The organism is Thiorhodococcus fuscus, from assembly GCF_042682685.1.
In the GTDB taxonomy this organism is placed as follows: Bacteria; Pseudomonadota; Gammaproteobacteria; order Chromatiales; family Chromatiaceae; genus Imhoffiella; species Imhoffiella fuscus.
This window is the reverse complement of record NZ_JBHUHX010000009.1, coordinates 1-25,928: the sequence shown is the minus strand read 5'-3', so window position 1 is coordinate 25,928 and position 25,928 is coordinate 1. Positions and strand designations below refer to the sequence as shown.

At 63.3% G+C, this 25,928-nt stretch carries 27 protein-coding genes; 17 read left to right on the top strand and 10 right to left on the bottom strand.

The window, feature by feature from the left end; genetic code table 11:
- Positions 1-2: 2 nt before the first annotated feature.
- The 16 genes from rsmG (at position 3) to ACFSJC_RS04570 (ending at position 16,481) form a co-directional block, all read left to right on the top strand.
- Complete coding sequence (gene rsmG, locus ACFSJC_RS04645; RefSeq protein ID WP_386023929.1) at positions 3-665, top strand: 16S rRNA (guanine(527)-N(7))-methyltransferase RsmG; 663 nt, start codon at positions 3-5, stop codon at positions 663-665.
- Between the two features lie 7 nt (positions 666-672).
- A complete protein-coding gene (locus ACFSJC_RS04640) occupies positions 673-1,461 on the top strand; it encodes a ParA family protein (RefSeq protein WP_386023926.1) in 789 nt (262 codons plus the stop codon).
- 11 nt (positions 1,462-1,472) lie between these two features.
- Positions 1,473-2,417 carry a ParB/RepB/Spo0J family partition protein gene (locus ACFSJC_RS04635; RefSeq protein ID WP_386023924.1) on the top strand — a complete coding sequence of 315 codons (945 nt, stop codon included), beginning with the start codon at positions 1,473-1,475 and terminating at the stop codon, positions 2,415-2,417.
- Positions 2,418-2,590: 173 nt separating this feature from the next.
- A complete protein-coding gene (locus ACFSJC_RS04630) occupies positions 2,591-2,971 on the top strand; it encodes an ATP synthase subunit I (RefSeq protein WP_386023921.1) in 381 nt (126 codons plus the stop codon).
- A 10-nt stretch (positions 2,972-2,981) separates the two neighbouring features.
- Entirely contained in the window at positions 2,982-3,851 is an 870-nt protein-coding gene (gene atpB / locus ACFSJC_RS04625; protein ID WP_386023918.1) for a F0F1 ATP synthase subunit A, read from the top strand.
- Positions 3,852-3,932: 81 nt separating this feature from the next.
- Positions 3,933-4,184: a F0F1 ATP synthase subunit C gene (gene atpE / locus ACFSJC_RS04620; RefSeq protein WP_007042874.1), complete on the top strand. Its 252-nt coding sequence runs from the start codon at positions 3,933-3,935 to the stop codon at positions 4,182-4,184.
- An 87-nt stretch (positions 4,185-4,271) separates the two neighbouring features.
- Positions 4,272-4,742 (top strand): F0F1 ATP synthase subunit B, encoded by a 471-nt coding sequence (locus tag ACFSJC_RS04615; RefSeq protein WP_386023912.1) that lies wholly within the window; start codon positions 4,272-4,274, stop codon positions 4,740-4,742.
- Between the two features lie 8 nt (positions 4,743-4,750).
- Entirely contained in the window at positions 4,751-5,290 is a 540-nt protein-coding gene (locus ACFSJC_RS04610) for a F0F1 ATP synthase subunit delta (RefSeq protein ID WP_386023909.1), read from the top strand.
- A 13-nt stretch (positions 5,291-5,303) separates the two neighbouring features.
- Complete coding sequence (gene atpA / locus ACFSJC_RS04605) at positions 5,304-6,845, top strand: F0F1 ATP synthase subunit alpha (RefSeq protein WP_386023907.1); 1,542 nt, start codon at positions 5,304-5,306, stop codon at positions 6,843-6,845.
- A gap of 138 nt (positions 6,846-6,983) precedes the next feature.
- Entirely contained in the window at positions 6,984-7,850 is an 867-nt protein-coding gene (gene atpG / locus ACFSJC_RS04600; RefSeq protein ID WP_386023904.1) for a F0F1 ATP synthase subunit gamma, read from the top strand.
- An 89-nt stretch (positions 7,851-7,939) separates the two neighbouring features.
- Positions 7,940-9,322, top strand: a complete 1,383-nt coding sequence (gene atpD, locus ACFSJC_RS04595; RefSeq protein WP_386023902.1) for a F0F1 ATP synthase subunit beta — start codon at positions 7,940-7,942, stop codon at positions 9,320-9,322.
- A 12-nt stretch (positions 9,323-9,334) separates the two neighbouring features.
- Positions 9,335-9,760, top strand: coding sequence for a F0F1 ATP synthase subunit epsilon (locus ACFSJC_RS04590; RefSeq protein ID WP_386023899.1), 426 nt, complete (start codon positions 9,335-9,337; stop codon positions 9,758-9,760).
- A 272-nt stretch (positions 9,761-10,032) separates the two neighbouring features.
- Complete coding sequence (locus ACFSJC_RS04585) at positions 10,033-10,533, top strand: FKBP-type peptidyl-prolyl cis-trans isomerase (RefSeq protein ID WP_386023896.1); 501 nt, start codon at positions 10,033-10,035, stop codon at positions 10,531-10,533.
- Between the two features lie 69 nt (positions 10,534-10,602).
- Positions 10,603-11,967, top strand: a complete 1,365-nt coding sequence (glmU, locus tag ACFSJC_RS04580; RefSeq protein WP_386023893.1) for a bifunctional UDP-N-acetylglucosamine diphosphorylase/glucosamine-1-phosphate N-acetyltransferase GlmU — start codon at positions 10,603-10,605, stop codon at positions 11,965-11,967.
- Between the two features lie 67 nt (positions 11,968-12,034).
- Positions 12,035-13,867 (top strand): glutamine--fructose-6-phosphate transaminase (isomerizing), encoded by a 1,833-nt coding sequence (glmS, locus tag ACFSJC_RS04575; protein ID WP_386023891.1) that lies wholly within the window; start codon positions 12,035-12,037, stop codon positions 13,865-13,867.
- Between the two features lie 274 nt (positions 13,868-14,141).
- On the top strand, positions 14,142-16,481 hold the full coding sequence (locus tag ACFSJC_RS04570; protein WP_386023888.1) for a DUF1631 domain-containing protein: 2,340 nt from the start codon (positions 14,142-14,144) through the stop codon (positions 16,479-16,481).
- On the opposite strand, the gene ACFSJC_RS04565 is transcribed toward ACFSJC_RS04570, so the two are convergent.
- From ACFSJC_RS04565 to ACFSJC_RS04520, 10 genes are all read right to left on the bottom strand, one after another.
- Positions 16,369-17,457: an NAD-dependent epimerase/dehydratase family protein gene (locus tag ACFSJC_RS04565; protein WP_386023885.1), complete on the bottom strand. Its 1,089-nt coding sequence runs from the start codon at positions 17,455-17,457 to the stop codon at positions 16,369-16,371. The two genes, ACFSJC_RS04570 and ACFSJC_RS04565, sit on opposite strands and share 113 nt — an antisense overlap.
- Before the next feature lie 5 nt (positions 17,458-17,462).
- A complete protein-coding gene (locus ACFSJC_RS04560; RefSeq protein WP_386023882.1) occupies positions 17,463-18,371 on the bottom strand; it encodes a glycosyltransferase family 2 protein in 909 nt (302 codons plus the stop codon).
- Positions 18,368-20,485, bottom strand: coding sequence for a glycosyltransferase (locus tag ACFSJC_RS04555; RefSeq protein WP_386023879.1), 2,118 nt, complete (start codon positions 20,483-20,485; stop codon positions 18,368-18,370). The genes ACFSJC_RS04560 and ACFSJC_RS04555 overlap by 4 nt, the downstream gene beginning before the upstream one ends.
- A 59-nt stretch (positions 20,486-20,544) precedes the next feature.
- Positions 20,545-21,024: a DUF302 domain-containing protein gene (locus ACFSJC_RS04550; protein WP_386023876.1), complete on the bottom strand. Its 480-nt coding sequence runs from the start codon at positions 21,022-21,024 to the stop codon at positions 20,545-20,547.
- A gap of 146 nt (positions 21,025-21,170) precedes the next feature.
- A complete protein-coding gene (locus tag ACFSJC_RS04545) occupies positions 21,171-21,641 on the bottom strand; it encodes a hypothetical protein (protein WP_386023873.1) in 471 nt (156 codons plus the stop codon).
- 76 nt (positions 21,642-21,717) lie between these two features.
- Positions 21,718-22,620, bottom strand: coding sequence for a hydrogenase nickel incorporation protein HypB (gene hypB / locus ACFSJC_RS04540; protein WP_386023870.1), 903 nt, complete (start codon positions 22,618-22,620; stop codon positions 21,718-21,720).
- A 63-nt stretch (positions 22,621-22,683) separates the two neighbouring features.
- Complete coding sequence (locus ACFSJC_RS04535) at positions 22,684-23,076, bottom strand: hydrogenase maturation nickel metallochaperone HypA/HybF (protein WP_386023867.1); 393 nt, start codon at positions 23,074-23,076, stop codon at positions 22,684-22,686.
- 162 nt (positions 23,077-23,238) lie between these two features.
- Positions 23,239-23,676: a D-aminoacyl-tRNA deacylase gene (gene dtd, locus ACFSJC_RS04530; protein ID WP_386023864.1), complete on the bottom strand. Its 438-nt coding sequence runs from the start codon at positions 23,674-23,676 to the stop codon at positions 23,239-23,241.
- Positions 23,673-24,635 (bottom strand): prolyl aminopeptidase, encoded by a 963-nt coding sequence (gene pip / locus ACFSJC_RS04525; RefSeq protein ID WP_386023861.1) that lies wholly within the window; start codon positions 24,633-24,635, stop codon positions 23,673-23,675. Before pip ends, dtd begins: the two co-directional genes overlap by 4 nt.
- 66 nt (positions 24,636-24,701) lie before the next feature.
- A complete protein-coding gene (locus ACFSJC_RS04520; RefSeq protein WP_386023858.1) occupies positions 24,702-25,058 on the bottom strand; it encodes a hypothetical protein in 357 nt (118 codons plus the stop codon).
- A gap of 271 nt (positions 25,059-25,329) precedes the next feature.
- On the opposite strand from ACFSJC_RS04520, the gene ACFSJC_RS04515 reads away from it, so the two are divergent.
- On the top strand, positions 25,330-25,928 hold a 599-nt coding region (locus tag ACFSJC_RS04515), incomplete at its 3' end, for a pre-peptidase C-terminal domain-containing protein (protein ID WP_386023855.1).

The following is a 25,928-nucleotide window of genomic DNA, read 5'->3' as shown; positions in this document are numbered from 1 at the left end:
GTTTGAATATTCCTCTAGACCCTCTTGGCGCGTCCGAACGGAGCGGCATCGAGGACAGACTGGCTCAAGGCTGCGAGGCATTGGGGCTGGCATGCCGCCCTGAGCAGCGTCAGCGGCTCACGGCCCTCATCAGTCTGCTCGTGCGTTGGAACAAGGCCTACAACCTCACGGCCGTGCGCGATCCGCTGGAGATGGTCTCCAAACATCTGCTCGACAGTCTGGCGGTGCTGCCCTTCCTGTTCGGCGATTCGGTGCTGGATCTCGGAACCGGGGCCGGTTTGCCGGGTCTGCCCTTGGCCATCATGGCGCCAAAGCGGCGGTTCTGGCTGCTCGACAGCAATAACAAGAAGGTGCGTTTCGTGCGTCAGGCGGTGCTGGATCTGGGGCTCGACAACGTGGAGCCGGTGCAGGCGCGCATTGAGACGTACCGGCCGGAGCAAAAATTCAGTACCATTGTCAGCCGCGCGGTCGCGGCCGACGAAATTCTGAGCGGCTCGAACGCCGAATTGCTTGCGTACCCCGGCCGGTTGCTGCTCATGAAAGGCCGTCAGCCGGACGAACGGATCGAGACGACGGGTTTGCCGTCGGCGGTTGTGATGATCCACCGTCTGAGCGTGCCCTTCCTCGATGTCTCGCGTCATTTGATCGAAATCCGGAGCACTTGAGCCGACCATGGCCAACATCATTGCGATCGCCAATCAGAAGGGCGGGGTCGGTAAGACCACGACGGCGGTCAATTTGGCCGCCTCCCTGGCCTCCATGAAACGTCGCGTCCTGCTCGTGGATCTGGATCCGCAGGGCAACGCGACCATGGGGTGCGGGATCGACAAGCACACCGTCGAGCATTCCGCCTGCGACCTGCTTCTGACCGACATTCCCGTTGCGGATTGCATTCAGCGCGTCACAGAGCCCTCGCCCGGATTCGACCTGCTGCCGTCCAATGCCGATCTCACAGCCGCTGAGATCGGGCTCATCGATTCGCCCGACCGCGAGCACCGTCTGACCAAGGTGTTGGCCCGCGCGGCCGAGGCCTACGAACTGGTCATCATCGACTGTCCGCCCTCGCTGAACATGCTGACGGTCAATGCGCTGGTCGCGGCGCAAGGCGTGCTGATTCCGCTCCAGTGCGAGTATTACGCCCTGGAAGGGCTGTCGTCTCTGCTGGATACCATCGAGCAGATCCGCGAGAGTCGCAATCCGACGCTGTGTATCGAAGGTATCCTGCGCACCATGCACGACCCGCGGAACAATCTGGCCAACCAGGTCTCGACCCAGCTCATCACCCATTTCAAGGATCAGGTGTACCGCACCATCATCCCGCGCAATGTGCGTCTCGCCGAGGCCCCGAGCCACGGTCAGTCGGCCCTGCTCTACGACCCGCAATCGAAGGGCGCGGTATCCTATCTCGCCTTGGCGAGCGAGGTGTTGCGTCGTTTGGATAAGCGTCAACAGGTGGCCTGACTCGACAGCGCATGGATATCGACCAAAGAACACCACCGAAGAAGAAGGGGCTGGGGCGCGGTCTCGATGCGTTGCTGGGCGCCGCCCGTGCTCCGGCAGTCGCCGTCTCCGGCACCGATGCTGCGCCGAGCATCGAGGCGTCCGCAGCCGCCGCAGCGGAGCGCGTGACCCATCTGCCGCTGGAGTTCATCCAGCGTGGGCGTTATCAGCCGCGCCGTGAGTTCGATCCGGACGCGCTGCGCGAGTTGGCCGATTCGATCGTGGCCCAGGGCGTCATTCAGCCGATCGTGGTGCGTCCAGTACCTGGGGCCTCCCCGGATTCTCGGCGCTACGAAATCATCGCCGGCGAGCGCCGTTGGCGCGCCTGTCAGCAGGCCGGGCTTGCGGAGATCCCGGTGGTCATCCGCGAGGTCGACGAGCCGACCGCGCTGGCCATCGGTCTGATCGAGAATATCCAGCGCGCCGATCTCAATCCGCTTGAGGAGTCCGGAGCGCTCAACCGGCTCATCTCCGAATTCGGGCTGACCCATCAGCAGGTTGCGGAAGCGGTTGGCAAGTCGCGCACCATGGTGACCAATCTGCTGCGGCTCCAGGAGTTGAATCAGGACGTCAAGGATTACGTTGTGCAGTCGCGTCTGGAGATGGGGCATGCGCGCGCGCTGCTCGGTCTCAAGGGGGGCGTTCAGAGTCAGGCTGCACGTCAAGTGGTCGCGGCCGGTCTCTCGGTGCGCGAGACGGAGAAATTGGTTCGGCGTCTGCAACAGGCGGGTGAGGCCGAGGCGGCTGGCCAGCGCCAGCCGGAGATCGACCCCGATATCCGTCGCCTGCAATCGGATCTGACCGATCGGCTGGGAGCGCCCGTTCAGATCCAGCACGGGGCCCGTGGTTCGGGGAAGCTGGTCATCGCGTACACTACGCTGGACGAATTGGACGGTATCCTCTCGCACATCAAGTGAGCGACTGTCCGAGCGGCTCTGATGTCAGGGTTCGTTCCCTTGAAGCTATTTCTAATAGAAAAATTATCGATGAGCCTATTAATTTTTTGTTCGTGCCGCGTTGACCCTATATCCACAACCGCTTATACTTCGCGCCCGGTGGGCAATGAGTTCACCCCGCCCACGACGATCTGATGCAACAGCCAGACGCGTTCCGGGCCGGAAAGATCCTCCGAGTTCAGGTGGTTTTCGGTCTGGCTTCAGTAGTGCTTGCTTTGCCGTTTGGTGGTTCAGTTGCGCTTTCGGTTCTATTGGGGGCCGGAATTTGCCTGATGGCTAATGTCTTGCTCGCGGCCTGGGTCTTTCGCGGATATCGCGCCCAGCAGCCCGAGAGGCTGGTTTTGCGTTTTTACAGCGCCGAAACCGCGAAGATTGTATTTGTGCTCGGTTCATTCGGAGCTGCCTATGCAGTGTTCGAAAGAATCAATGTACCAGCGTTGCTTGGTGCCTATTTCATGGTCCAGGTCATACCAACCCTGATAGCCGCCCAGTTCGGCAATCGAACCACGAAGTGAGAGATGATCGATGGCTTCTTCTGAAATGATGACTTCCCAAGAATACATCCAGCACCATCTCACCAATCTGACGTTTGGTCTTCATCCCGAGCACGGCCTGGGCTTCGCGCATTCGAGCGCCGACGCGGCCGCAATGGGTTTCTGGGCGATCAATGTCGATACGGTTTTCTTCTCCATCCTGCTGGGCGGCCTATTCCTTTGGTTCTTCAAAGGTGTCGCCGAAAAGGTGTCCGCCGGAGTGCCCGGGGCCGCGCAGAACTTCGTCGAATGGATCGTCGACTTCGTCGAGGACAACGTTCGCGGTTCGTTCAGCGGCAAGAATGCCATGGTCGCGCCTCTGGCCTTGACCATCTTCGCCTGGGTCTTCCTCATGAACTTGATGGATCTGCTCCCGGTCGATCTCATTCCCTATCTTTTCGGCCAGTTGATGGCGACATTCGGCGCCGAGCCGCACCACGTCTTCCTCAAGGTGGTGCCGACGACGGATCCCAATGCGACCTTCGGTATGGCGTTGACGGTCTTCTTCCTGGTGCTTTTCTACAGCATCAAGATCAAGGGCGTCGGTGGTTTCCTCGGTGAGTTGACGCTGCAGCCGTTCGGTAAGTGGGGCATGCCGGCCAACCTCATTCTGGAAGGTATCAGTCTTCTGTCCAAGCCGGTCTCTCTGGCTCTGCGACTCTTCGGCAACATGTATGCCGGTGAGATGATCTTCATCCTGATCGCCCTGCTCTACGGCGGTGGGATCGTGCTTGCAGGTACGGCTGGACTGCTGCAATTCGTTTGGGCCGTCTTCCACATCCTGATCATTACGCTCCAGGCGTTCATCTTCATGGTGTTGACCATCGTCTACCTCGACATGGCGCATCAGGAACACCACTGATCGCTTAGGCCGTCATCGTTCGTTCATTAACCGTTTTTCTTTCAATCGACTTACGTCGAAAACTTTAACCTGGGGGAACTCATGGAACTCGAAGTCGCACAAGCATTTGCTATGGCCATCAAATTCATCGGCGCTGGTCTGATGCTGGGTCTCGGTGCCGTCGGTGCCGGCGTTGGTATCGGTATCCTGGGTGGCCGTTTCCTCGAAGGCGCTGCGCGTCAGCCCGAGCTGATCCCGATGCTCCGTACCCAGTTCTTCATCGTCATGGGTCTGGTCGACGCGCTGCCGGTTATCGCGATCGCCATGGGTCTGTACCTGATGTTCGCTGCCTAAAACCCGATCCGGCTCCCTTCTCGGGGTCGGTGTCACTCGCCTGGCGTCATTCTGACGAGGTTCGAGGAAAAGGCACGAGGCAACGCTATGAATATCAATCTGACTCTGTTCGCCCAGATGGTCACCTTCGCGGTGTTCGTCGGGTTCTGTATGAAGTACATCTGGCCGCCCATCGTCAAGGCATTGGCGGAGCGCAAGGCCAAGATCGCCGAGGGCCTCGCCGCCGCCGAGCGTGGCCATCAGGAGCAGGCTCTTGGTGAGCAGCGTGCGCTGGACCTCATGAAAGAGGCCAAGACGCAGGCGGCCGATATCGTTGGTCAGGCCCAGAAGCGGGCGACCGATATCGTCGAGGAGGCCAAGTCCGATGCTCGCGTCGAAGGCGAGCGTCTGGTCGCGGCGGCACAGGCCGAGATCGAGCGCGAGACCAATCGTGCTCGCGAAGATCTGCGTGAGCGGGTCGCTTCTCTGGCCATGCTCGCCGCCGAGAAGATCCTCCAGAAAGAGATCAACGTCGATACGCATCGCGCGATCGTCGACGAGTTCGCCAAGCAGCTCTAGGGAATATCATGGCCGGAGATATCACCACCATCGCACGGCCCTATGCCGAGGCGATCTTCGAGCGCGCTAAGGAAACCGGGCAACTCGACGCCTGGTCCGAAGCGCTGGCGCTGCTGGCAGCGGTGACAGCGGATCCGCTGTTGGCCGCTCAAATCAGTAACCCATCCGTGCCGCGCGAGCAAATCCGCGAGCTCATCCTCGAAGTTTGTGGTGATGGGCTGTCGGCCGAGGCCGGCAATCTCCTGCGGTTGCTCGCGCAGAACGCACGCCTGGCGGCCATTTCCGAGATCGCCCGGCTGTTCGAGGCCCGACGTATCGCCGATCTGGGCGTACGTCACATCTCGATTCGCAGCGCGTTCGAGGTCGGGAGCGATCAACAGGAAATGCTTGCCGCTGCACTGGCGAAGCACTTCGGCGATCAGGTCGAGCTGACGGTCGAGACGGATAGCGCCCTGCTCGGCGGAATCGAGATTCGCGCCGGGGATCTGGTGATCGACAATTCCGTCCGCGGCAAGATCAAGCAACTCGCCAACGCTTTGCAATTCTGAACTGGATACCGCCATGCAACTGAACCCATCCGAGATCAGCGATCTCATCAAACAGAAGATCGAGAAATTCGACCTTCAGACCGAGGCTCGGACCGAAGGCACCATCGTCAGTCTGACCGACGGCATCGTGCGTATCCACGGGCTGTCCGACGCGCAGTACTACGAGATGCTCGAGTTCCCGGGCAATGCCTACGGACTGGCGCTGAATCTGGAGCGCGATTCGGTCGGCGCGGTCGTCCTGGGCGACTACACCCACCTGTCCGAGGGCGACTGGGTGCGCTGCACCGGCCGCGTCCTCGAGGTGCCGGTCGGCGAAGGACTGCTCGGCCGTGTCGTCGACGCCCTGGGCAACCCGATGGACGGCAAGGGTCCGATCGAGGCCGCCGGCACTTCTCCGATCGAGAAGGTCGCGCCGGGCGTCATCGAGCGTCAGTCGGTCGACCAGCCGGTCCAGACCGGTCTCAAGGCCATCGATGCCATGGTGCCTGTCGGTCGCGGCCAGCGCGAGCTGATCATCGGCGACCGTCAGACGGGTAAGACCGCCGTCGCCATCGACGCCATCATCAATCAGAAGGGCACCGGCGTTAAGTGTATCTACGTCGCCGTCGGCCAGAAGAACTCCTCGGTCGCCTCCATCGTGCGCAAGCTCGAAGAGCACGGCGCCATGGATCACACCATCGTCGTCTCGGCTCCGGCCGCAGAATCGGCTGCCATGCAGTTCCTGGCGCCCTATGCCGGCTGCGCCATGGGCGAGTACTTCCGCGACAAGGGCGAAGACGCGCTGATCGTCTACGACGACCTCACCAAGCAGGCTTGGGCCTATCGTCAGGTTTCCCTGCTGCTGCGCCGTCCGCCGGGTCGCGAGGCCTATCCGGGTGACGTCTTCTATCTGCACTCGCGTCTGCTGGAGCGCGCTGCGCGCGTCAACGCCGACTATGTCGAGAAGATGACCGACGGCAAGGTCAAGGGCCAGACCGGCTCGCTGACCGCGCTGCCCATCATCGAGACTCAGGCCGGCGACGTGTCCGCGTTCGTTCCCACGAACGTGATCTCGATCACCGACGGTCAGATCTTCCTGGAAACCGACCTCTTCAACGCGGGTATCCGTCCGGCCATCAACGCCGGTCTCTCGGTGTCCCGTGTCGGTGGCGCAGCCCAGACCAAGATCATCAAGAAGCTCGGCGGCGGTATCCGTTTGGCCCTGGCTCAGTATCGCGAGCTGGCTGCCTTCTCGCAGTTCGCCTCCGATCTGGACGAGGCCACTCGCAAGCAGTTGCAGCGTGGCGAGCGTGTCACCGAACTCATGAAGCAGTTCCAGTACTCGCCCATGAGCGTCGGCCAGATGGCCATCTCGCTGTTCGCCGCGAACGAAGGCTACCTCGACGACGTCGACGTCAAGAAGGTCGTGGACTTCGAACGCGCGCTGCAGGGCTATATCAAGTCCGCTCAGTCCGAGCTGCTCGCCAAGATCGATTCCACCGGCGGCTACGACGACGAGATCGTTCAGGCGATGCATGCGGCGATCAAGAGCTTCAAGGCAAGCAACACCTGGTAAGAGACAGCCGCCAGCAGCCAGCCGCCAGCCTCCAACGGGAGGCATGGCGGTTGGCGTGGTGCGTTCAAAAGTATCGAACCTCCTCAGCCCCAGGCCGGACAGGCCGGCGGCTGGAAGCTGGAGGCTGGGAGCTAAAAAATGGCAGGCGCCAAAGAAATCCGCACCAAGATCGCGAGCATCAAGAGCACGCAGAAGATCACCAAGGCCATGCAGATGGTCGCGGCCTCCAAGATGCGCAAGGCCCAGGATCGCATGTCCGCTTCTCGCCCCTATGCGGAGAAGATGCTCCAGGTCATCAGTCATCTGGCCCAAGCGACGCCCGAGTATCGCCACTCCTTCATGGCGGAGGAACGCCCGCGCAAGCGGGTCGGCTACATCGTCGTCTCCTCCGATCGTGGTCTCTGCGGCGGTTTGAACAGCAACCTGTTCCGTCGTCTGATCGCCGAGATCAAGGAGCAGCGCGAGGCGGGCGTGGAGCCGGTCTTCTGCACCATCGGCACCAAGGCGCTCGGCTTCTTCAAGCGTTTCGGCGGCGACGTCAAGGCGCAGACGACGCATCTCGGCGACCAGCCTCATGTCGAGGATCTGATCGGCACGGTCAAGGTCATGCTCGACGCCTTCGAGTCGGGTGAGATCGATGCCATCTACGTGGCCAGCAACGAGTTCGTCAACACCATGACTCAGCGCCCGACCATTCGGCAGCTGGTGCCGCTCGTCCCCGGCGAAAAGCAGGACTCCATGCCGTACCACTGGGACTACATCTACGAGCCCGATGCCAAGACGGTTCTGGATGCCCTGCTGACGCGCTATATCGAGTCGCTCGTCTACCAGTCGGTGGTCGAGAACAGCGCATGCGAGCAGGCCGCCCGGATGGTTGCCATGAAGGCCGCCTCCGACAATGCCGGCAACCTCATCGGCGAGTTGCAGCTCGTCTACAACAAGGCGCGCCAGGCCGCAATCACGCAGGAAATCTCCGAGATCGTGAGCGGCGCCGCCGCAGTTTGACCGCAGCCGGCTGTCGCGGGTGCTTCCCAGATACTTGACCAGATCCAGACAGAATCGCTAGATGCCGCAAGGCATAAGAGGAAAAGACTATGAGTTCCGGTAACGTGGTGGAAATCATCGGCGCCGTCGTGGACGTTCAGTTCCCACGCGGTGAGATGCCCAAGGTCTATGACGCCCTGAAGATCGAGTCGACCGGGCTGACGCTCGAGGTGCAGCAGCAGCTCGGCGACGGCGTGGTGCGGACCATCGCCATGGGCACGACCGACGGTCTGCAGCGTGGTGTCGATGTGACCGCGACGGGTGCTCCCATCCAGGTTCCGGTCGGCCAGGCGACCCTGGGCCGCATCATGGACGTTTTGGGTAACGCGATCGACGAGCAGGGCGAGGTCGAGAGCGAGGCGCGCTGGTCGATCCACCGCTCGGCCCCCAAGCTGGAGGATCAGGCAGCCTCCACCGAGATCCTCGAGACCGGCATCAAGGTCATCGACCTCATCATGCCGATCGCCAAGGGCGGTAAGGTCGGTCTGTTCGGCGGCGCCGGCGTGGGCAAGACCGTGACCCTGATGGAGCTGATCCGCAACATCGCGGTCGAGCACTCGGGCTTCTCGGTGTTTGCGGGCGTTGGCGAACGGACCCGTGAGGGTAACGACTTCTATCACGAGATGAAGGAGTCGAACGTTCTCGAAAAGGTGGCCCTGGTCTACGGCCAGATGAACGAGCCGCCGGGCAACCGTCTGCGCGTCGCGCTCACCGGTCTGACCATGGCCGAGTACTTCCGCGAGGAAGGCCGTGACGTGCTGATGTTCATCGACAACATCTACCGTTACACCCTGGCCGGAACCGAGGTGTCCGCACTGCTCGGCCGCATGCCGTCCGCGGTGGGTTACCAGCCGACCCTGGCCTCCGAGATGGGCGCCCTGCAGGAGCGCATCACCTCGACCCGCACCGGCTCCATCACCTCCTTCCAGGCGGTGTACGTGCCTGCGGACGACCTGACCGACCCCTCGCCGGCCACCACCTTCGCGCACTTGGACGCGACCCTGGTGCTCTCGCGTCAGATCGCCGAGCTGGGCATCTACCCGGCCGTGGATCCGCTGGACTCCACCAGCCGTATCCTCGATCCCAACGTCGTCGGTTCCGAGCACTACGAGACTGCGCGCGCCGTGCAGGGTACCCTGCAGCGCTACAAGGAGCTCAAGGACATCATCGCGATTCTGGGTATGGACGAGCTTTCCGAAGAGGACAAGCTCACCGTGTCCCGCGCGCGTAAGATCCAGCGCTTCCTGTCCCAGCCCTTCTTCGTGGCCGAGGTCTTCACCGGTGCGCCCGGCAAGTTCGTGTCCGTCAAGGACACCATCAAGGACTTCAAGGCGATCGTCAACGGCGAGTACGATCACCTGCCCGAGCAGGCGTTCTACATGGTCGGCGGTATCGACGAAGCGGTGGCCAAAGCAGAAAAGATGGCCAGCTAAGGGGGATTTCCCATGGCAATGACAATCCGCGTCGATATCGTCGGCGCCGAAGGCGCCATCCACTCCGGCTCCGCCACCATGGTCTATGCCACGGCGGAGATGGGCGAGGTGGGTATCGCTCCGCGTCATACCGCCTTCATCAGCCGGCTCAAGCCGGGTGATGTCCGGGTGGAGACCGAGAACGGCGAGCAGGAGCACTTCTATATCTCCGGCGGCCTGCTTGAGGTTCAACCGAGCGTGGTGACGGTTCTGGCCGACACGGCGGTTCGCGCCCATGATCTGGACGAGGCCGCCGCGCTCGAGGCCAAGCGTCGCGCCGAGGATGCGCTCGCCGGTCATACGGCCGAGTTCGAGTATGCGAAGGCTCAGACCGAGCTGGCCGAGGCCGTGGCGCAACTGCGCGCCATCGAGAAGCTGCGCAAGATAAAGCGGGGCTAAGACGATTCCCGGATATGAGCTCACCCGACGATCGGCATGTTTAGATGGGGGTTCGCCCCTCGCCATACCCTTCGGGTAGGATCCTTTCCGACCATTGTCTAAATCCCGCATCGAATGCTTCTGGCATCCTGCCGGTACCGACAAACGCCCCCGTTGACCAACGACGGGGGCGTTTGCATTTATGGCAAACTTGGATCTCCGCCCGCATCTTTATCTCTATCACATAGGCCCAATCACCCGACCGATCGCATCGCGATCGTTAGGAGGAGTCCATGACCATGTCCGATCAGGTCGTTCGTGAAGGCAAGCTGGTCTCTCTGACCTACCGCATCGCAGACGAGCGGGGCGTGATCCTTGAACAGACGGACCTTCCAGTGACCTACATCCAGGGAGGTCTGGTCGAACTCATCGGTGGGATGGACAAGGCGATCCACGGCAAGCGGGCCGGCGACGAGGTCGAACTCTCTCTGGAGCCGGAAGAAGGGTTTGGCAAGCGAGATCCGGATCTGGTCTTCACGGATGATCTCGACAACGTTCCGGCCGAATTGCGTGTCGTTGGGGCCGAGGTGCAAATGCAGAACGATCGCGGCGAGGCGCGGATCTTCCATGTCACTCAAATCGCCGAAGGACGGCTCACGATCGACGGAAACCACCGGCTCGCGGGCAAGGCGCTGAAGGTTTACGTGCGGATTCACGAGGTTCGCGATCCAGGTCCCTCGCAGCAGCCACATGGCCTGGACGGGGGCGAGCGGCCGATCGGCAGGCTTCACTGAGCGGCGTCGACCCAGCGCCTCCAAACCTGGAAGGCGCGGCGGCTCGTCGCCCAAACTGGAAAGGATGATATGAAACTCGGTGTCGTGATTCTGGCGGCAGGTCTCGGGAAGCGGATGCGTTCCAGCCTGCCGAAGGTGCTTCATCCCTTGGCCGGCAGGCCGCTGCTCGCCCATGTGCTGGACGCCGCGCGCGGCTGTGAGGCCGAGCGGGTGGTGGTCGTCTACGGCCATGGCGGTGACCGTGTCCAGGCCGCGTTGCAAGGCGAGGGTTGCGCCTGGGCCGAGCAGGCGGAGCAGCGCGGCACCGGGCATGCCCTGATCCAGGCCATGCCTCTCATGGGCGACATGGATCGGGTCATGGTGCTCTATGGTGATGTCCCGCTGATCGCACCGGAGACCCTGAGGCGTCTGATCGCGACCGGTGCGGAGACCCAACTGGGTCTGCTCACGGCCGAGATATCGGATCCGACCGGTTATGGGCGCATTTTGCGCGACGCGAGCGGGCGCGTAACCCGGATCGTCGAGCAGAAGGATGCGACCCCGGAGGAACGCGAGGTTCGCGAGATCAACACGGGTTTCCTGGTTTCCGATCGCGCGCGCCTGCAGGAGTGGCTTGGGCGGCTCGGCAACGACAACGCCCAGGGCGAGTATTACCTGACCGATGTCATCGAGATGGCGGCCCGCGAGGGGGTGACCATCGCCACCACCCAGCCAGAGGACCTGTTCGAGGTCGCCGGTGTCAACGATCGCGTCCAGCTCGCCGAGCTCGAGCGTCTCTATCAGCGTCGCGCGGCCGAGGATCTGATGCGCTCCGGCGTGACCCTGGCGGACCCGACCCGGTTCGATCTGCGCGGTCGGCTAGAGGCCGAGCAGGATGTCTCCATCGATGTGAACGTGGTGATCGAGGGCGAGGTCAGGCTCGCCTCGGGCGTGCGCGTCGGACCCAACTGTCTGCTTCGGGATTGCGTCATCGGTTCCGGCACCGAGATTCAGGCCAACTGCGTGATCGAGCAGGCCGAGGTGGGCGCCGACGCTCGGATCGGACCCTTCGCCCGATTGCGGCCCGAGGCCAAGCTCGCCGATCAGACCCATGTCGGCAACTTCGTCGAGATCAAGAAGACCTCGGTCGGACTGGGCAGCAAGGTCAACCACCTCACCTATCTGGGCGACGCCGAGGTGGGTGCCGGCGTGAACGTCGGCGCGGGCACCATCACCTGCAACTACGACGGCGCCAACAAATTCAAGACCCGTATCGGCGACGGGGCCTTCATCGGTTCCAACGCCGCATTGGTCGCGCCCGTCACGGTCGGCGAGGGTGCCACCATCGGAGCCGGCTCTGTCATCGGCAAGGATGCACCGCCCGAGCAGCTGACCGTCGCGCGCGCGCGTCAGGTTACGCTTCGGGGCTGGAAGCGTCCCACCAAATCGAGCTGACCGGGCGGCGTTTTCCGAACGGTTCGTTTTCTGCGTTCTTTATCGATCGCTCAGTGAGAGATGTCCCATGTGTGGAATCGTCGGTGCCATTGCTCAACGTCCAGTGACCGCCATCCTCTTGGAGGGGCTGCGACGGCTCGAATATCGCGGCTATGACTCCGCCGGAATCGCCGTGCTGGCGGCTCCAGGGGAACTGAAGCGTATCCGCACGCTCGGCAAGGTCGCCCGTCTGTCCGGTGAAGTGTCCGCCGATCCGCTGCTGGGCACGCTCGGAATTGCCCATACCCGTTGGGCGACCCACGGCGAGCCGGCAACCCACAATGCTCATCCCCACATCAGTCACGACCGCTGCGCCATCGTGCACAACGGTATCGTCGAGAATCATGAGGCGTTGCGTCGCGAGCAGATCGCGGCCGGCCATGTCTTCACCTCGGAGACCGATACCGAGGTGGTGGTCCACGCCATCCATGACGCGCTGTCTGACGGCCGCAGCCTGATCGATGCGGTGCGGGGCGCCACGGCTCGGCTGCGCGGTGCCTATGCCTTGGGCGTGATCGACGCCCAGGATCCGGATCATCTGGTTGCGGCACGTCAGGGCAGTCCGCTGGTGATCGGTGTCGGATTCGGCGAGCATTTCATCGCCTCGGACGTCTTCGCCCTGCTGCCGGTCACCAATCGCTTCATCTTTCTCGAAGAGGGCGACATCGCCGAGTTGACCCTGGACCGGGTGCGCATTTGGGATCGCGATGGCCGTGAGGTCGAGCGTCCGGTCAAGACATCGAGTCTGGCGGTCGACGCCACCGAGCGTGGCGAGTTCCGTCACTACATGCTCAAGGAGATCTTCGAGCAGCCACGCGCCATCGCCGATACCTTGGAGGGTCGCCTGTCGGACAACCGGGTGCTTCCCGAGACCTTCGGCAGTCAGGCCGTCGAGCTGTTCGAGGGACTCGGCGCGGTCACCATCGTGGCCTGCGGCACCAGCTATCACGCGGCGCTGGTCGCGCGTTACTGGATCGAATCCATCGCCGGCGTGCCCTGTCAGGTGGAGGTGGCGAGCGAATACCGCTATCGCCGCCATGTGGTGCCGGAGCGGGCGCTGTTCGTGACCATCTCTCAGTCGGGCGAGACCGCCGATACGCTCGCCGCGCTGCGTTTGGCGAAGGGGTCCGGTTATACCGCGACCCTGGCGATCTGCAACGTTCCAGAGAGTTCGCTGGTGCGCGAGTCCGATCTGGTCTTCCTCACCCACGCCGGACCCGAGATCGGTGTCGCCTCGACCAAGGCCTTCACCACGCAGCTGGTCGCGCTGTTGTTGCTGACCCTGAATCTCGCGCGCTGCAAGGGGCTCGATCGCCAGTTGGAGCAAGAGCTGGTGGCCGTCCTGCGCGCAGTGCCGAGCAAGATCGAGGAGGCGCTCGCGCTCGACGCTCCCATCGCCCGGTTGGCCGAGGAATTCGTCGACAAGCATCACACGCTTTTCCTCGGTCGTGGCGAACAATATCCCATCGCGATGGAGGGGGCCCTCAAGCTCAAGGAAATCTCCTACATCCATGCCGAGGCCTATCCGGCCGGCGAGCTCAAGCACGGACCGCTCGCCCTGATCGACGAGCAGATGCCGGTGGTCGCGGTGGCGCCCAACAACGGGTTGCTGGAAAAGCTCAAGTCGAATCTGGAGGAGGTGCGCGCGCGCGGCGGGCGGCTCTATGTTTTCGCCGATTTCCAGGTCCCCATGGAGGAGTCGGATGGGGTGACCGTGATGCGGCTGCCCGAGACTCATGATCTCATCGATCCGATCGTCTTCACGGTTCCGTTGCAACTGCTGGCCTATCATGTGGCCGTGCTCAAGGGAACCGATGTCGACCAACCGAGGAACCTCGCCAAGTCGGTAACGGTCGAGTAAAGTGGTCAACAATGATCGGGGAGTCCAGGGTTTGCGACCCGGTTGGCAGTTCTCCTCGATCCTATTTTTTATACTGATGCTGGGAAGGAGCCTGTTCGCGAATTCCCGGCGGCTTTAGCGATTTGGGCCCCTTGCGGCCTCCGCAGATAGAGCCAATGATCCGGGATACCTGAATCTCAACTGCTTCACTTTCGGTCAACCGCCCATCGCACACTCAATCATGGCCGACAAACAAACCTCCAACGTTGTCCCGATCGGGGGCCGAGATAGCTCCATGGCGGTGGATATCTCCGAGGATTGCGCGGCAATGCTCGCGACCTGTCGCGATCGTCTGATCGATGGTGTAACGGCTGTCTTCATTCAGCATGCCGGCCGCGCCAACGAAGAATTCATGTTGATGGCGGACCGCGCGGCCAATTCCGAGCAGCAACAGATCTACTTCGCCGCCTCGCAGCTGTTCGCGAGCCGTCCGCAGCATTTGCTACAGCGGTTTCGTGCCGCCTATTGCGCCCATTTCGACGCATCCGTGGCCGGTCTCGGCGGCGGTCGCTCGCGGCGCGAGTCGGCCTTGCCGGACGAGCTGCGTCTCGTGGATCCGGACGAGTTCGAGCAGGATCTCGCCATCAGCAAGCTGTCGGCTCGGGCCGCTTTCAATTGTTCCCAGCAGTTGGTCGCGCTCGATCGCCGGCTCGCTGCCTTGATGAAGGTTCAACGGATCAGGCAGGACGACAATCCGCTTCATCCCGGCAGCCTCTACCGATCCATGCTCGCGGCCCTGACCGAGATGGATATCGAGCGGCCGGTGTCACTGGCTATCCTACAGTCGTTCGAGCGTCAGACGGCGGCCGAGTTGCCGGGCGTCTACGCGGGCCTCAACCGCTTCCTGGCCCAGTCCGGCATTCTCCCGACCATGTCGACCGACACGCATCAGGAGTTCGCCAGACCCGATGGTGGCGGCGGTGGTGGTGGATACGGTGCGCCGGTGGGACCTGGTGGCTCTGGATCGACTCAGACAACCGCCGGTTCCTCGTCCAACTATGCCCAGGCAGCGTCCAGGGATGGATTTCAGACTGGCGGAGAAGATCTCTTCAGCCAATTGCTGCAGGTGCTCAAGTCCGCAGCCTCTATGGGCGCGCCAACGGGGGGCGCTGTTCCCGGCTATGCGCCCGGATCCTCGATGCAGGGTGGTGCGATGCCAGGCGGCATGCCCGGCGCTCCTGCTCAATCCATGAGCGCGCAGCAGCTGGTCGATGCGCTCGGCACCTTGCAGCGCGGGCCGATGGAGCCGGGAGCCATGCCCGGTATGGGGGCGAATCGGCTCGATCCTCAGGGCTTCAATGTCCTGCAGCAGATCCGCTCGACCCCCATGGCGAGTTGGTCGCATCCCACCGATGCCATGACCATCGACATCGTGTCGATGCTGTTCGACGCCATCTTCAACGACCCCGACCTGTCCTCGACCATGCGTGCCGAGATCGCCAAGCTGCAGATCCCGGTCCTCAAGGTCGCGTTGCTCGACAAGAGCTTCTTTTCGGACCGCAAGCATCCGGCCCGCCGTCTGCTCGACGCCATCGCCAACTCGGGTATCGGCCGTAGCGATCACGACGAGCCGAGGTTGGTCGCCAAGATTGCCGCGATCGTCGAGTCCGTGGTCAAGGGATTCGATTCGGATGTCCAGATCTTTGCCTCCCAGCTCCAGAAGCTTGAGGAGTTCCTGCGCGACGAGGAGGCGAGGGCACAGGACAAGTCGACCCAGGTGGTCGCTCAACTGGAGGCACGCGAGCGTAAGGAGATCGCCCCCGCTCGCGCCACCTCGGAGATCGAGACTCGGGTCAATCGGCGCAATCTACCGCCGCTGGTCGCCGATTTTCTCGCCCGTCACTGGCGTCTGGTGCTGATCGAGGTCTTCGCGCGTGCCGGTGACTCGGGCGGCGACTGGTCCGAGGCCGTGCGTCTGATGGATGAACTCATCTGGAGCGTTCAGCCCAAGCAGAGTTCGCAGGATCGCGATCGGTTGCTCATTCTGCTGCCCGATATGCTCAAGCGATTGCGAAGCGGTCTGGAGCGCGTCGACCAAGAAGGCTCTTGGGACGCCTTTTTCACCGAGCTCATTCGGCTCCACATGGCGGCCCTGCACAAGGACGCCTCGTCCGCCGATCCGGCGATACCGCCCGGAGCGTCGTCGACCAAATCGGCCGAATGGTCGGAGGCGCGGCTTCCACCGAGCGCGACGCCGACGAGCCCTTCTCCCGAGGCCGCGCGTCGTTCCACCGAGGCCGAGGTTGCCGAATCGGATCCTCAGCTCAAACTGGTACGGGCGCTGGAGGTGGGGGCCTGGGTCGAGTTCCAGAGCTTTCGCGGGACCCGTAACACGCTACGGCTGAACTGGGTCAGCGAGTTCAAGCGGGTCTATCTCTTCACCAACCGTCAGGGCGAAAACGCCATGACCCTGGCCGCCACCAGTTTTGCCGAGCATCTGCGCAAGGGAACCGCGCGGCTGCTCAGCCAGAATCCGTTGACCGATCGTGCCGTGGCCCAGGTTCTGGAGAAGGTCGGTCCGCCATCCGACGAACCAAATGGGGGATCTCGCTCTCCAGGCTATGCCTGGGAGTGAATCCGAGCCCGTGCTCCAGCTTGCCGGATGAATACCAGGCATCTCCGGCCAGCTTGGAGAGCCCGTCGAGTGTGAGCGGCATCCGCCGTCCCAGCAGCCTTTCACCTGCCGATCCGACCGCCGCAGCCGCCTTCAGCATCCAGAATGGCACCGACCAGGCTGGGATCGGTCGCCCGAGCGCCAGCCGGATGCGTTCGTAGATCCAGCGGGTCGAATAGGTTCGGCCATCCGTCACGCAGTAGGTCTCTCCCGCGCTGTTCGGGTGTTCCGCGACGAGCAAAATCGCTGCGATCACGTCCTCGATATGGACCGCCGAGCGGCGGTTTCGGATGCGCGGCCAGGGCGGGAAGCGTCTCCGGGCGACCGCCTCGATCATGCGGACGACGTTTCCCTCGCGGCCGAGGCCATAGACCATCGGCAGGCGCAGCACGCTCGCCGCTATTCCTGCCTTGTCTGCGAAATCGAGAATCGCACGTTCGGCGTCGAGCTTGGCCTGGCCATAGAGTGTGTCGGGTTCGGGCGGCGCGTCTTCGTCGGCCGGCCGGCCCATCGCTCCGGCCTTGTCGCCCATCGCCTTGATCGTGCTGACGTAGAGGATCCGTTCCAGCCGTGCGCCGCCGAGTCCTGAGGCGTCGAGCCGCGACAGCAGGTTGCGGGTACCCTCGGCCGTGATCGACCAGTGGCCGGGCGCATTGTAGAGATCGGGCTCCTCGGGTCGCGGCGCATAGCTGGCCAGATGGAACAGGGTCTGGATGTCCTCGCCGACAGCCGCCAGGGTGTCCGGGGCCGCCAGATCGCCGACACGTATCTCGACCCTGCCGTCCGGCCAGAGTCGTTGCGCGGCCTCGGGCGAGCGCGTTAGGACCGCGACCGAGGCGCGGCGGTTCAGAAGCTCGTCGACCAAGGCCCGTCCGACCCGTCCGGTCGCGCCCGTGACCAGGATCTTGCCGAGCGGCGATGCCCCGGACTGCGTCATGGCGATCACTCCGTGCCCCGTCGGACACGCCAGGCGCGCGGCCCGAGGATCAGGGTTTTGAGCAGCAGGTGCGCCCGGATACCGAGGATGACCAGCAGGCTGAAGGGGCGCGGATAGGACGCGTACTGAAACTTGCGGAAGAAACGCTCCATCCCTCGGTGCTTGTGGCGCTCGACCGCCAGCGGTCTTGCGGTGCTGCAGGCGCCCTTGTGGTGGACGACGCGCGCGTCCGGGACCAGCGCGACCTTCCAGCCGGCCCGATGGAAGCGCACGAACCAGTCCAGATCCTCGCAGTGCAGGAAATAGCCCTCGTCCAATGGACCGACCTCATCCAGTGCGTGCCGGCGCACGAACATGAAGGATCCCGAGATCGCCTCGACCTCGACCGGCTCGGTCGGCAGTGGATCCTTCTGGTGATTGAGTGTCCGTCCACCCCCTCCCGGTAGGAGGCGGTCCAGATGCAGGATGCGTTTGAGGGCGATCCAAGGATCCGGGATCGAGCGCCGACAGGCGACTTGCTCGCTACCGTCCGGGTTCAGGACCAGACAGCCGGCCATGCCGACGTCGGGGCGCCGGTCCATGAAATCGGCCATGCGCGTCAGTGTGTCGCCATCGACCAGACAGTCCGGATTGAGGAACAGCAGATATTCGGCCCGAGCGAGCGGTAGGGCGCGATTGTTGGCCTTGGCGAATCCCAGGTTCTCGCCGTTTTCGATGACCGTCAGACGGGTGTCGTCGGTCATGGGCGCGAGTCGTTCCAGGCTGGCGTCGTGCGAGCCGTTGTCGCTGACGATGAGCTCGACCGGAAGGTCGGAGCCGAGGACGGCCGAGACGCAGTCGGCCAGCAACGGTCCGGCGTTGTAGTTGACGACGATGACCGAGACGCGGGGCGTCGGTTCGGATCCATGATTCATGGGCGGGTCTCTTCCAGTCCAAGCGCCGAGCGTAGTGCGCACTCGGCGGCGGCGAAGCCGAAATGGCGCTCCATCACCGCCAGCCCGCCATCCGAGAGGCGCGTCCAGAGTGCGTCGTCTCGGTAGAGCCGGACCACCGCGCTGGCGAAGTCGGCCGGGGTATCGGCGATGAGAATCGAGTCGCCGTCGCGCAGATGCATCCCTTCGGCGGCGATGCTGGTCGCCACCACCGGGAGTCCGTGGGCGAGGCTTTGGTTGACCTTGCCCTTGACCCCTGCGCCATAGCGCAGTGGGGCCACCGAGATGCGGCTGTCGGCCAGGTAGCCTGTCACGTCGGGCACGTAGCCCAGGATCTCGACGCCCTGTCCGGCGCACTCCTGGACTTCGATCGGCGGATCGGTGCCGATGATCTTGAGCCGCACATCCGGCAGCTCCGCGCGCACCAGAGGCAGGATCTCTTTGCAGAAATAGACCATCGCGTCGCTGTTCGGCGGATGGGCGAAGGCGCCGATGAAGAGCAGGTCGCGACGTTGCTCGGGCGGCTTGGCCGAACCGAAGATGCGATGAATGTTGGAGACCAGTCGTACCTCGACGTCCGGCGCTTCCTCGGCCAGGAGCGCGCGTTCGGTTTCGCTCACCACCAGAGTCAGGTCGGCCTGTCGCATCAGATCCAGCTCTTGGCGCTTGCGCATCTCCGCGACCAGATGCGTGGCCCGATCGCCCTTGAGTTCGGCCAGACGGCGCTCGCGCAGGAAATGCAGGTCGACCGTGTCGAATAGAATGCGGGCCGCCGTGCAGTGACGGCGCACGGCCTTCATGGTCTGGGCGGCCGCATCGGCTCGACTCAGAATCACCAGATCGTAGTCCCGTCCGCAGCGCGCCAGATGACTGGCGATGCTCCGAACGTAAGGGCGGTAGAGCACCTCGATGCCGATGCGTTGCAGGTCGGCGACATAGGGCTGAGGGGCCTCCAGGTTCGCGGCGGCGAAGGTGACCTTGTAGCCGAGCCCCTGGAGGATGCGGAATAGGTTGAGCATCCGCAGCGATCCCGATTCGCGATCCGGGGTGACCATGTAGTTGTCGACGACCAGCGCACGGCGCGCGACCAGACGCTCGCGCGCTCGATCGACATCCTGATCGCGCGGACCGAAGGTGGCGAGCACCGCTCCCCAGCGGTCGCGGAAGGTCTCGGCATGGAGCCGCTGGTAGCGTTTGAGTCCGGTGTCCGCGTCCGTGTCGCGTCCGGCGCTGATGCCCTCGAAGTGCACTACCTGGGACAGCGGCTGGTAATAGACCTCATGCCCCGTGGCGCGCACGCGGAAGGCGAGATCCGTGTCCTCGTAGTAGGCCGGGGCGAATGCCGGATCGAAGCCGCCCAACTGGCGGAAGAGCGCGGTTCGGATCGCCAGCGCGGCGCCCGAGCAATAGTCGACGGCCCTCAGATAGCTGTACTCGGGCCGGTTGGGCTCGTCCAGATGGCCGTAGTTCCAGGCCGATCCGTCCTCGAAGAGAATGCCGCCCGCCTCCTGCAGACGCCCGTCCGGGTAGATGAGACGGCTGCCGACGATTCCCGCGTTCGGGAAATCCTCGAAGGTGCGGACCAAGGACGCCAGCCAGCCCGACTGAACCTGGGTGTCGTTGTTGAGAAAGACGATGATCTCGCCCCGCGCCGCCTCCGCGCCCCGATTGCAGGATCCGACGAAGCCAAGGTTTTCCTGGTTGCGGATCAGTCTGACGCCTGGATAGTGCGCCAGGCGCTCCGAAGTGCCGTCGGTCGAGGCGTCATCGACCAGGATGACCTCGAACGGCGCCTCGTTCTGGGTGAGCGCCAGGGCCGCCAGGCAGTGATGGCTGTAGGCGAACTGATCGTGGACCGGAACCACGATCGAGATCCGAGGCCGCTCTTCCCGCCGCAGGGCGATGGGCGCGAAGGGTTCGGAAAAGGCCAACAGTCTCGGCGGTCCCTCGATCGCGAGCGGGGTGGTGCCTAGCCGGCGCTTGAGCTTGCGCAGCAGCACCCCGCCGCCCTCGGTGCGAAACACATGGATGGCGCGCGGAAGATACCTCAGGGCGACGGTGAAAAGGCTTTGGCCGGATGTTGGCATGAGGGTCATTCAGTCGCGCTCCCTGGGCCGTGACCGGCGCCTTGGCGATTGGGTCTCGGTCACTGTTGCTACCATGCGATCGCCGACTTGGCGAGTTCCTCGTAGGTCGCGGCGATGCGGGCCATGATCGGGCTCGCGGTCCGCTCCTCGATGGGAATCGCACGATGCACGACATAGGTGATGCCGCGCTCGTCATGACGTTCGTAGACGCTGATGATGAAGGGACAGTTGACGATGCGGGTGGGGTCTTCTCGCAGCATGGCCCGGGACAGGACGGCACTGCAGAACTCGACCGATTGCGCCTTGGTGTAGATGGGATCGGGCGTCCCGAGGTCCTTGCCGGTGCGTTCCAGCATGCCGCCCATATCCATGACGTTGTTGATGTACATGCCCCGTTCCTGGATCGCCGCCTTGAGTCCGTCGAGCACGTCCTCGAAGGCGGTGTCGGTGCGATAGACCTGGTAGCTGCCGGCCGCCATGGCGGTGCCGCTGGCGAGCAGGAGGCTAGTGATCAGGAACGCGCGAAGCTTGGCAGCGAATCGTTGCATGGGCCTGGAACTCCCTCGACAGTGTTTGTTGGAGGCGAATGGTAGCAGGCAAGAATCGGGGAAGGACGAAAGGATATGTCAAAACCGGGGCGATACGGTCGCCCCGCCGTGACGGCGGGGTTCGGGAGCGGGGAGGGTATGGCCGGTCAGTATTGATTCATCGGACGGAATGCCGGGGCCGATGGCCATTCGTTGCCCTGTGGACGCTGAGTCTGCTGCTTGCTCTCCAGCTCCTCGATGCGACGCTTGAGCGCCTCGATCTCGCTCTGGCTCGCGCTGGGCGTCGGTGCCGCAGCGGGTGCCGAGGGCGTCATGCCAGGCGCTGCGCCGTAGGCGGGCGCGCCATACGCAGCCGGTGGCGCTCCGAATCCAGGCGCGCCATAGGGCATGCCGCCGTAAGGTGCGCCGTAGGCGCCCGGGTAGCCGTAGCTGCCGAAGGGCATGCCGTAGGGGCCGCCATAATAGGGCTCGTCGTCATAGCGATCGTTGCCGTTCATCCAGCGGCTCGGATTCATCATGTTGCCGAAGTTGAAGGCATGGCTCACCGGGACGACGGCCACGAAGCCGAGCACGGCGGCGAGCGAGAGCCTGGAGAGGGTTTTCTGGGTCTTGGTCACGGTTGCAAGTCCTCCTGATCTGGTTCTATTGGGTCGAAAGATGCCGTCGGCCTGGTCGTCACGTCGATGCGCGGGTTCAGTCGTGATGATGGTGCGCATGCGCCGACTGGTCGTGATGATGATGATGCCCGTGGTGGTGATGGCCGTGATCATGGCTCTCGCCGGTCTCGCTGTGCGCTCCGGGAGAATGCTGCTGGATGTTCGGTCGGGTCGAGCGGCCTTGTTCGAGACGTGCGCGCTGGGTGTGCAACTCGTCGCGCAGCCATTGCAGCCAAGGCTCCAGGTCGCCGTCGCCTCGGGTCGAGATCACCTCGAAGGGGGCCGCACTGGCGAGATCGCGCAGATAGCGCTCGGCCCGCTCGGGTTGGAATTCGGGCAGCACGGGGAGCAGATCCGCCTTGCTGCAGAGGACGAGGTCGGCGGATCGGAACATGACCGGGTATTTGGCTGGCTTGTCGTCCCCTTCTGGAACCGAGAGCAGGGCGACGTTGCGATGCTGCCCGAGATCGAAGCTCGCAGGGCAGACCAGATTGCCCACGTTCTCGATGAAGAGGATGTCGATGTCGTGCAAGTCGATGTGGTGGAGCGCCTCATGGACCAAGTGCGCGTCCAGATGGCAGGCGCTGCCGGTTGCGATCTGGACCGCCTGAACCCCCTTGGCTCGGATGCGCTCGGCGTCGTTCTCGGTCTCCAGGTCGCCCTCGATCACCGCGATGCGCACGTCCTGCCCAAGCGCGTCGATGGTCGCCTCAAGCAGACTGGTCTTGCCTGCACCCGGGGATGACATGAGGTTCAGGGCCAGTACCTCATGACGATCCAGGTGCTCGCGATTGTGGGCCGCCTGATGGTCGTTTTCAGACAGCAGGCCCTTGAGAACAGTGACGGCCGTTCGACCATCCTCGGTCGTTGCAAGCTTGCCATCGCCGCGAACCAGGTGCTCGTTACCGGGTGTCACATTGCAGCCGCAGGTATTGCACATGATGAGCATCTCCCAGCCAAAAAGTCAGTGTAAGCCATCGCTGGGAGGAAGGGTTAGTGTTCTCTAGGAACGCCCGCCCATCGGCTGTTCGGCGTCTATGTCATCCTGATCCGGGACGATGAGCTCCAGATTGGCCAACAGCATTTCATCGCCGCTGATGAGTCGGGTCTGGAAGCCTCCGCACACGCCGCACAAGAGCCGATTGGGCTTCGCCTCGGTCTCGGCGCCGCAGGTGTGGCAATGCACGCGGATCTCGGCGGGCTCGATGACGAGCTCGGCGAACTCGGCGAGCGTGCCGGTTGCGGCGAGCGGGTAGGCGTGTTTCAGGAGCGCGGGCTCGACGCCCGAAAGCGGGCCGACCTTGAGCAGGATGCGGTCGACCCGGCTCGCTCCATGATCTCGGGCGATCTGGGTGACCTGATCGAGCAGGGCCTGGCACAGCGAGAGTTCGTGCATCAGTATGGACTCCGAGTCGATGCGTCAAGCGAGGCCCGGTGCGAGCCGGGGGCGTCAATCCCTATGGGATCTCGGACCGCCTTGGTCCAGGAACATCATCCCTGAGTGACATTGCGATGCAGTGACTGCCAGGATCCGTCGTTCCGTCGAGCGGTGACTTGGTCAGGTCTCCAACCAGAAGGTCACGGGACCCGCGTTGACCAGATGCACCTGCATGTCGGCACCGAAGCGTCCGGTCGCGACATTGGCGAAGTTGGAGCGAGCCTGGGCGACCAGATGATCGAATAATCGCTCGCCCTCGTCCGGTGGCGCGGCTGAGGTGAAGCTGGCGCGTGTGCCCTTGCGGGTATCGGCGGCCAGGGTGAACTGGGGCACCAGGAGCAGTCCGCCGGCGATGTCGCGCAGGCTGAGGTTCATGCGGTCGTCGGCGTCCGGGAAGACGCGGTATCCCAGCAGCCGCTCCAGCAGGCGGTCGGCGCGTGGCTCGGCGTCGCCTTTCTGGACGCCGATCAGTACCAGCAGGCCGCGATCGATGGCGCCGATGGTCTCGCCGGCAACCTCGACCCGTGCCTGGTTCACCCGTTGCAGTAGGCCGATCACGCCAGTTCCTGTGCGAAGCGGTCGGTGGCCGCCACCAGCGCCCTGCTGATGCCGGGCTCGAATGCCGAGTGGCCGGCATCTGGAATCACCTGGAAATCGGCGCTCGGCCAGGCCTGATGCAGCTCCCAGGCCGAACGCATGGGGCAGATGAGGTCGTAACGCCCCTGAACGATGACGCCTGGAATGTCGGCGAGACGCCCGGCATCGCGCAACAGCTGATCCGGCGCCAGGAATGCGTGGTTGACGAAATAGTGGCATTCGATTCGCGCCAGGCTCAGGGCGACGTGGGCGTCGGAGAAATGCGCCTGGACATTGGGATTGCCGCGCAGTGTCGCGGTCCTTCCTTCCCAGATCGACCAGGCCTTGGCCGCCTCCATGCGCACCGACGCATCCTCGTCGATGAGGCGCTGGTGATAGGCCGTGAGCATGTCGTCACGCTCTTCGACCGGGATCGGAGCCAGATAGTCCTCCCAGTAGTCGGGGAACACCCAATTCGCGCCCTCCTGATAGAACCAGCGGATCTCCGCGTCGCGGCACAGAAAGATGCCGCGCACCACCAGCGCGGAGACGCGCTCGGGATAGGTCTCGGCGTAGGTCAGCGCCAGGGTCGAGCCCCAGGAGCCGCCGAATACCAGCCAGCGGTCGATTCCCAGTGCCTCGCGAATGCGCTCGATGTCGGCGACCAGGTCCCAGGTGGTGTTGGCCTGTAGGGAGGCGTGGGGACGCGAGCGTCCGCAGCCGCGCTGATCGAAGAGCACGGCGCGATAGCGCGATGGATCGAAGAAGCCGCGATGCGCCGGTTCGCACCCGGCGCCGGGGCCGCCGTGTAGAAAGATGGCCGGAATGCCGTCCGGTCGACCACACTCCTCGACATAGAGGTGGTGTCCGTTGTCGACGACGATTTCATGGACGGCGAAGGGTTCGACGGGTGGATAGAGGGTGTTTCCTGAGGTGTCCATGCGGAAGCCAATGGTCAGTGAGTGCGTGGCGGCGAATCAGAACGGCACTCGCCCCGGGCGCGAAGGTCAGGCCAATACTATACCCAACCCGAGTCCGATCGGGGCGTTCCGACCCCATCGTGAATTGTTCACCCGCCCCATAGCACGCGTGGAGAGTCGCGATAGTCGTCCTGTTCGGCGCGAGCGGGTCCAGGCGAAATAGCGTTTGCGCACGCCCGCACGTGCCAGTCCCTCGGCCAGCTCCCATCCGAATGTCTCGTCGATGAAGTTCTCGTCATCGCAGAAATAAACCTGGTGCGTATAGCCGGTGAAACCGATCAGTTCGGGCTTGAAACGCCGCAGCATGGCGGCCGCTTCAGACCCAGCACGGTCGGCAAACGTGCCTTGGGTTTCACGAGCAAGATCTTCATCTGCGTCGCACACCTCGGGTGTCCGTCGAGTGTGACGGATGGTGCCCCGAAATTGAGTTCCCCAAAGTCCAGGACCGTTATCCGAGGCTTCGACATCAATGGACGGAGAGGCTGCCTCTGCGATACATCCGGTTCAAGCCCGCTCCATTCCTGCCGTTAAGCATCTGTGTTGCGGTCCTCATTTTTGATAGGCGCGAACGGCTAAGCTGGCGCCAGGATGCGACCTAAATGGCCACATTACATTAGGTGTGGTTGTTTTGAACCCGGACGTGGAGTGAACGACGATGGCTGATCAGGGTGTCACCGCCAAAACGGCAGGAACGTTTTCCAATAACTTGGCCTATGGCGGGATCGATTACTTCAGCGATGTCGACTGGTTCGAGTTCACTGCCGCAAGCGACACCTATTACAGAATTCTCATCGAAGGTTTGGATGGGGGCGGGCTGTCGGCTCTCACCGGTGCCGAGCTCCGTCTGGTCGACAAAAAGGGCGTCGACCTCAACTCCGACAGCGACCCTGATAACGACTACATCCCAGATACCACCAGCGGTGGAGAGCTTGACGCCCTCATCTTTATCAACAATGAAGCCAAGGCGGGAAAGTATTACGTCCAGGTTTCTGGCGGAACTGGGTTAACTGGGCACTATCGACTGACCCTCGACCCGATATCTGACGACTACGGCCAAACGTCGAAGACAGCGGGGACGCTGGGATCGAGCGATCAAAGCGGTCGCATCGACTGGGGCGCGGACATCGACTGGCTCAAGCTCGACGTTGCCGCCGACACTTACTACGACATCAGCCTCGACAGCAGTGATCTGACCGACGGCACCCTGCGCCTGCTCGACAAGAGTGGCAAGGACGTCACCGCCGAGGTCGCCCT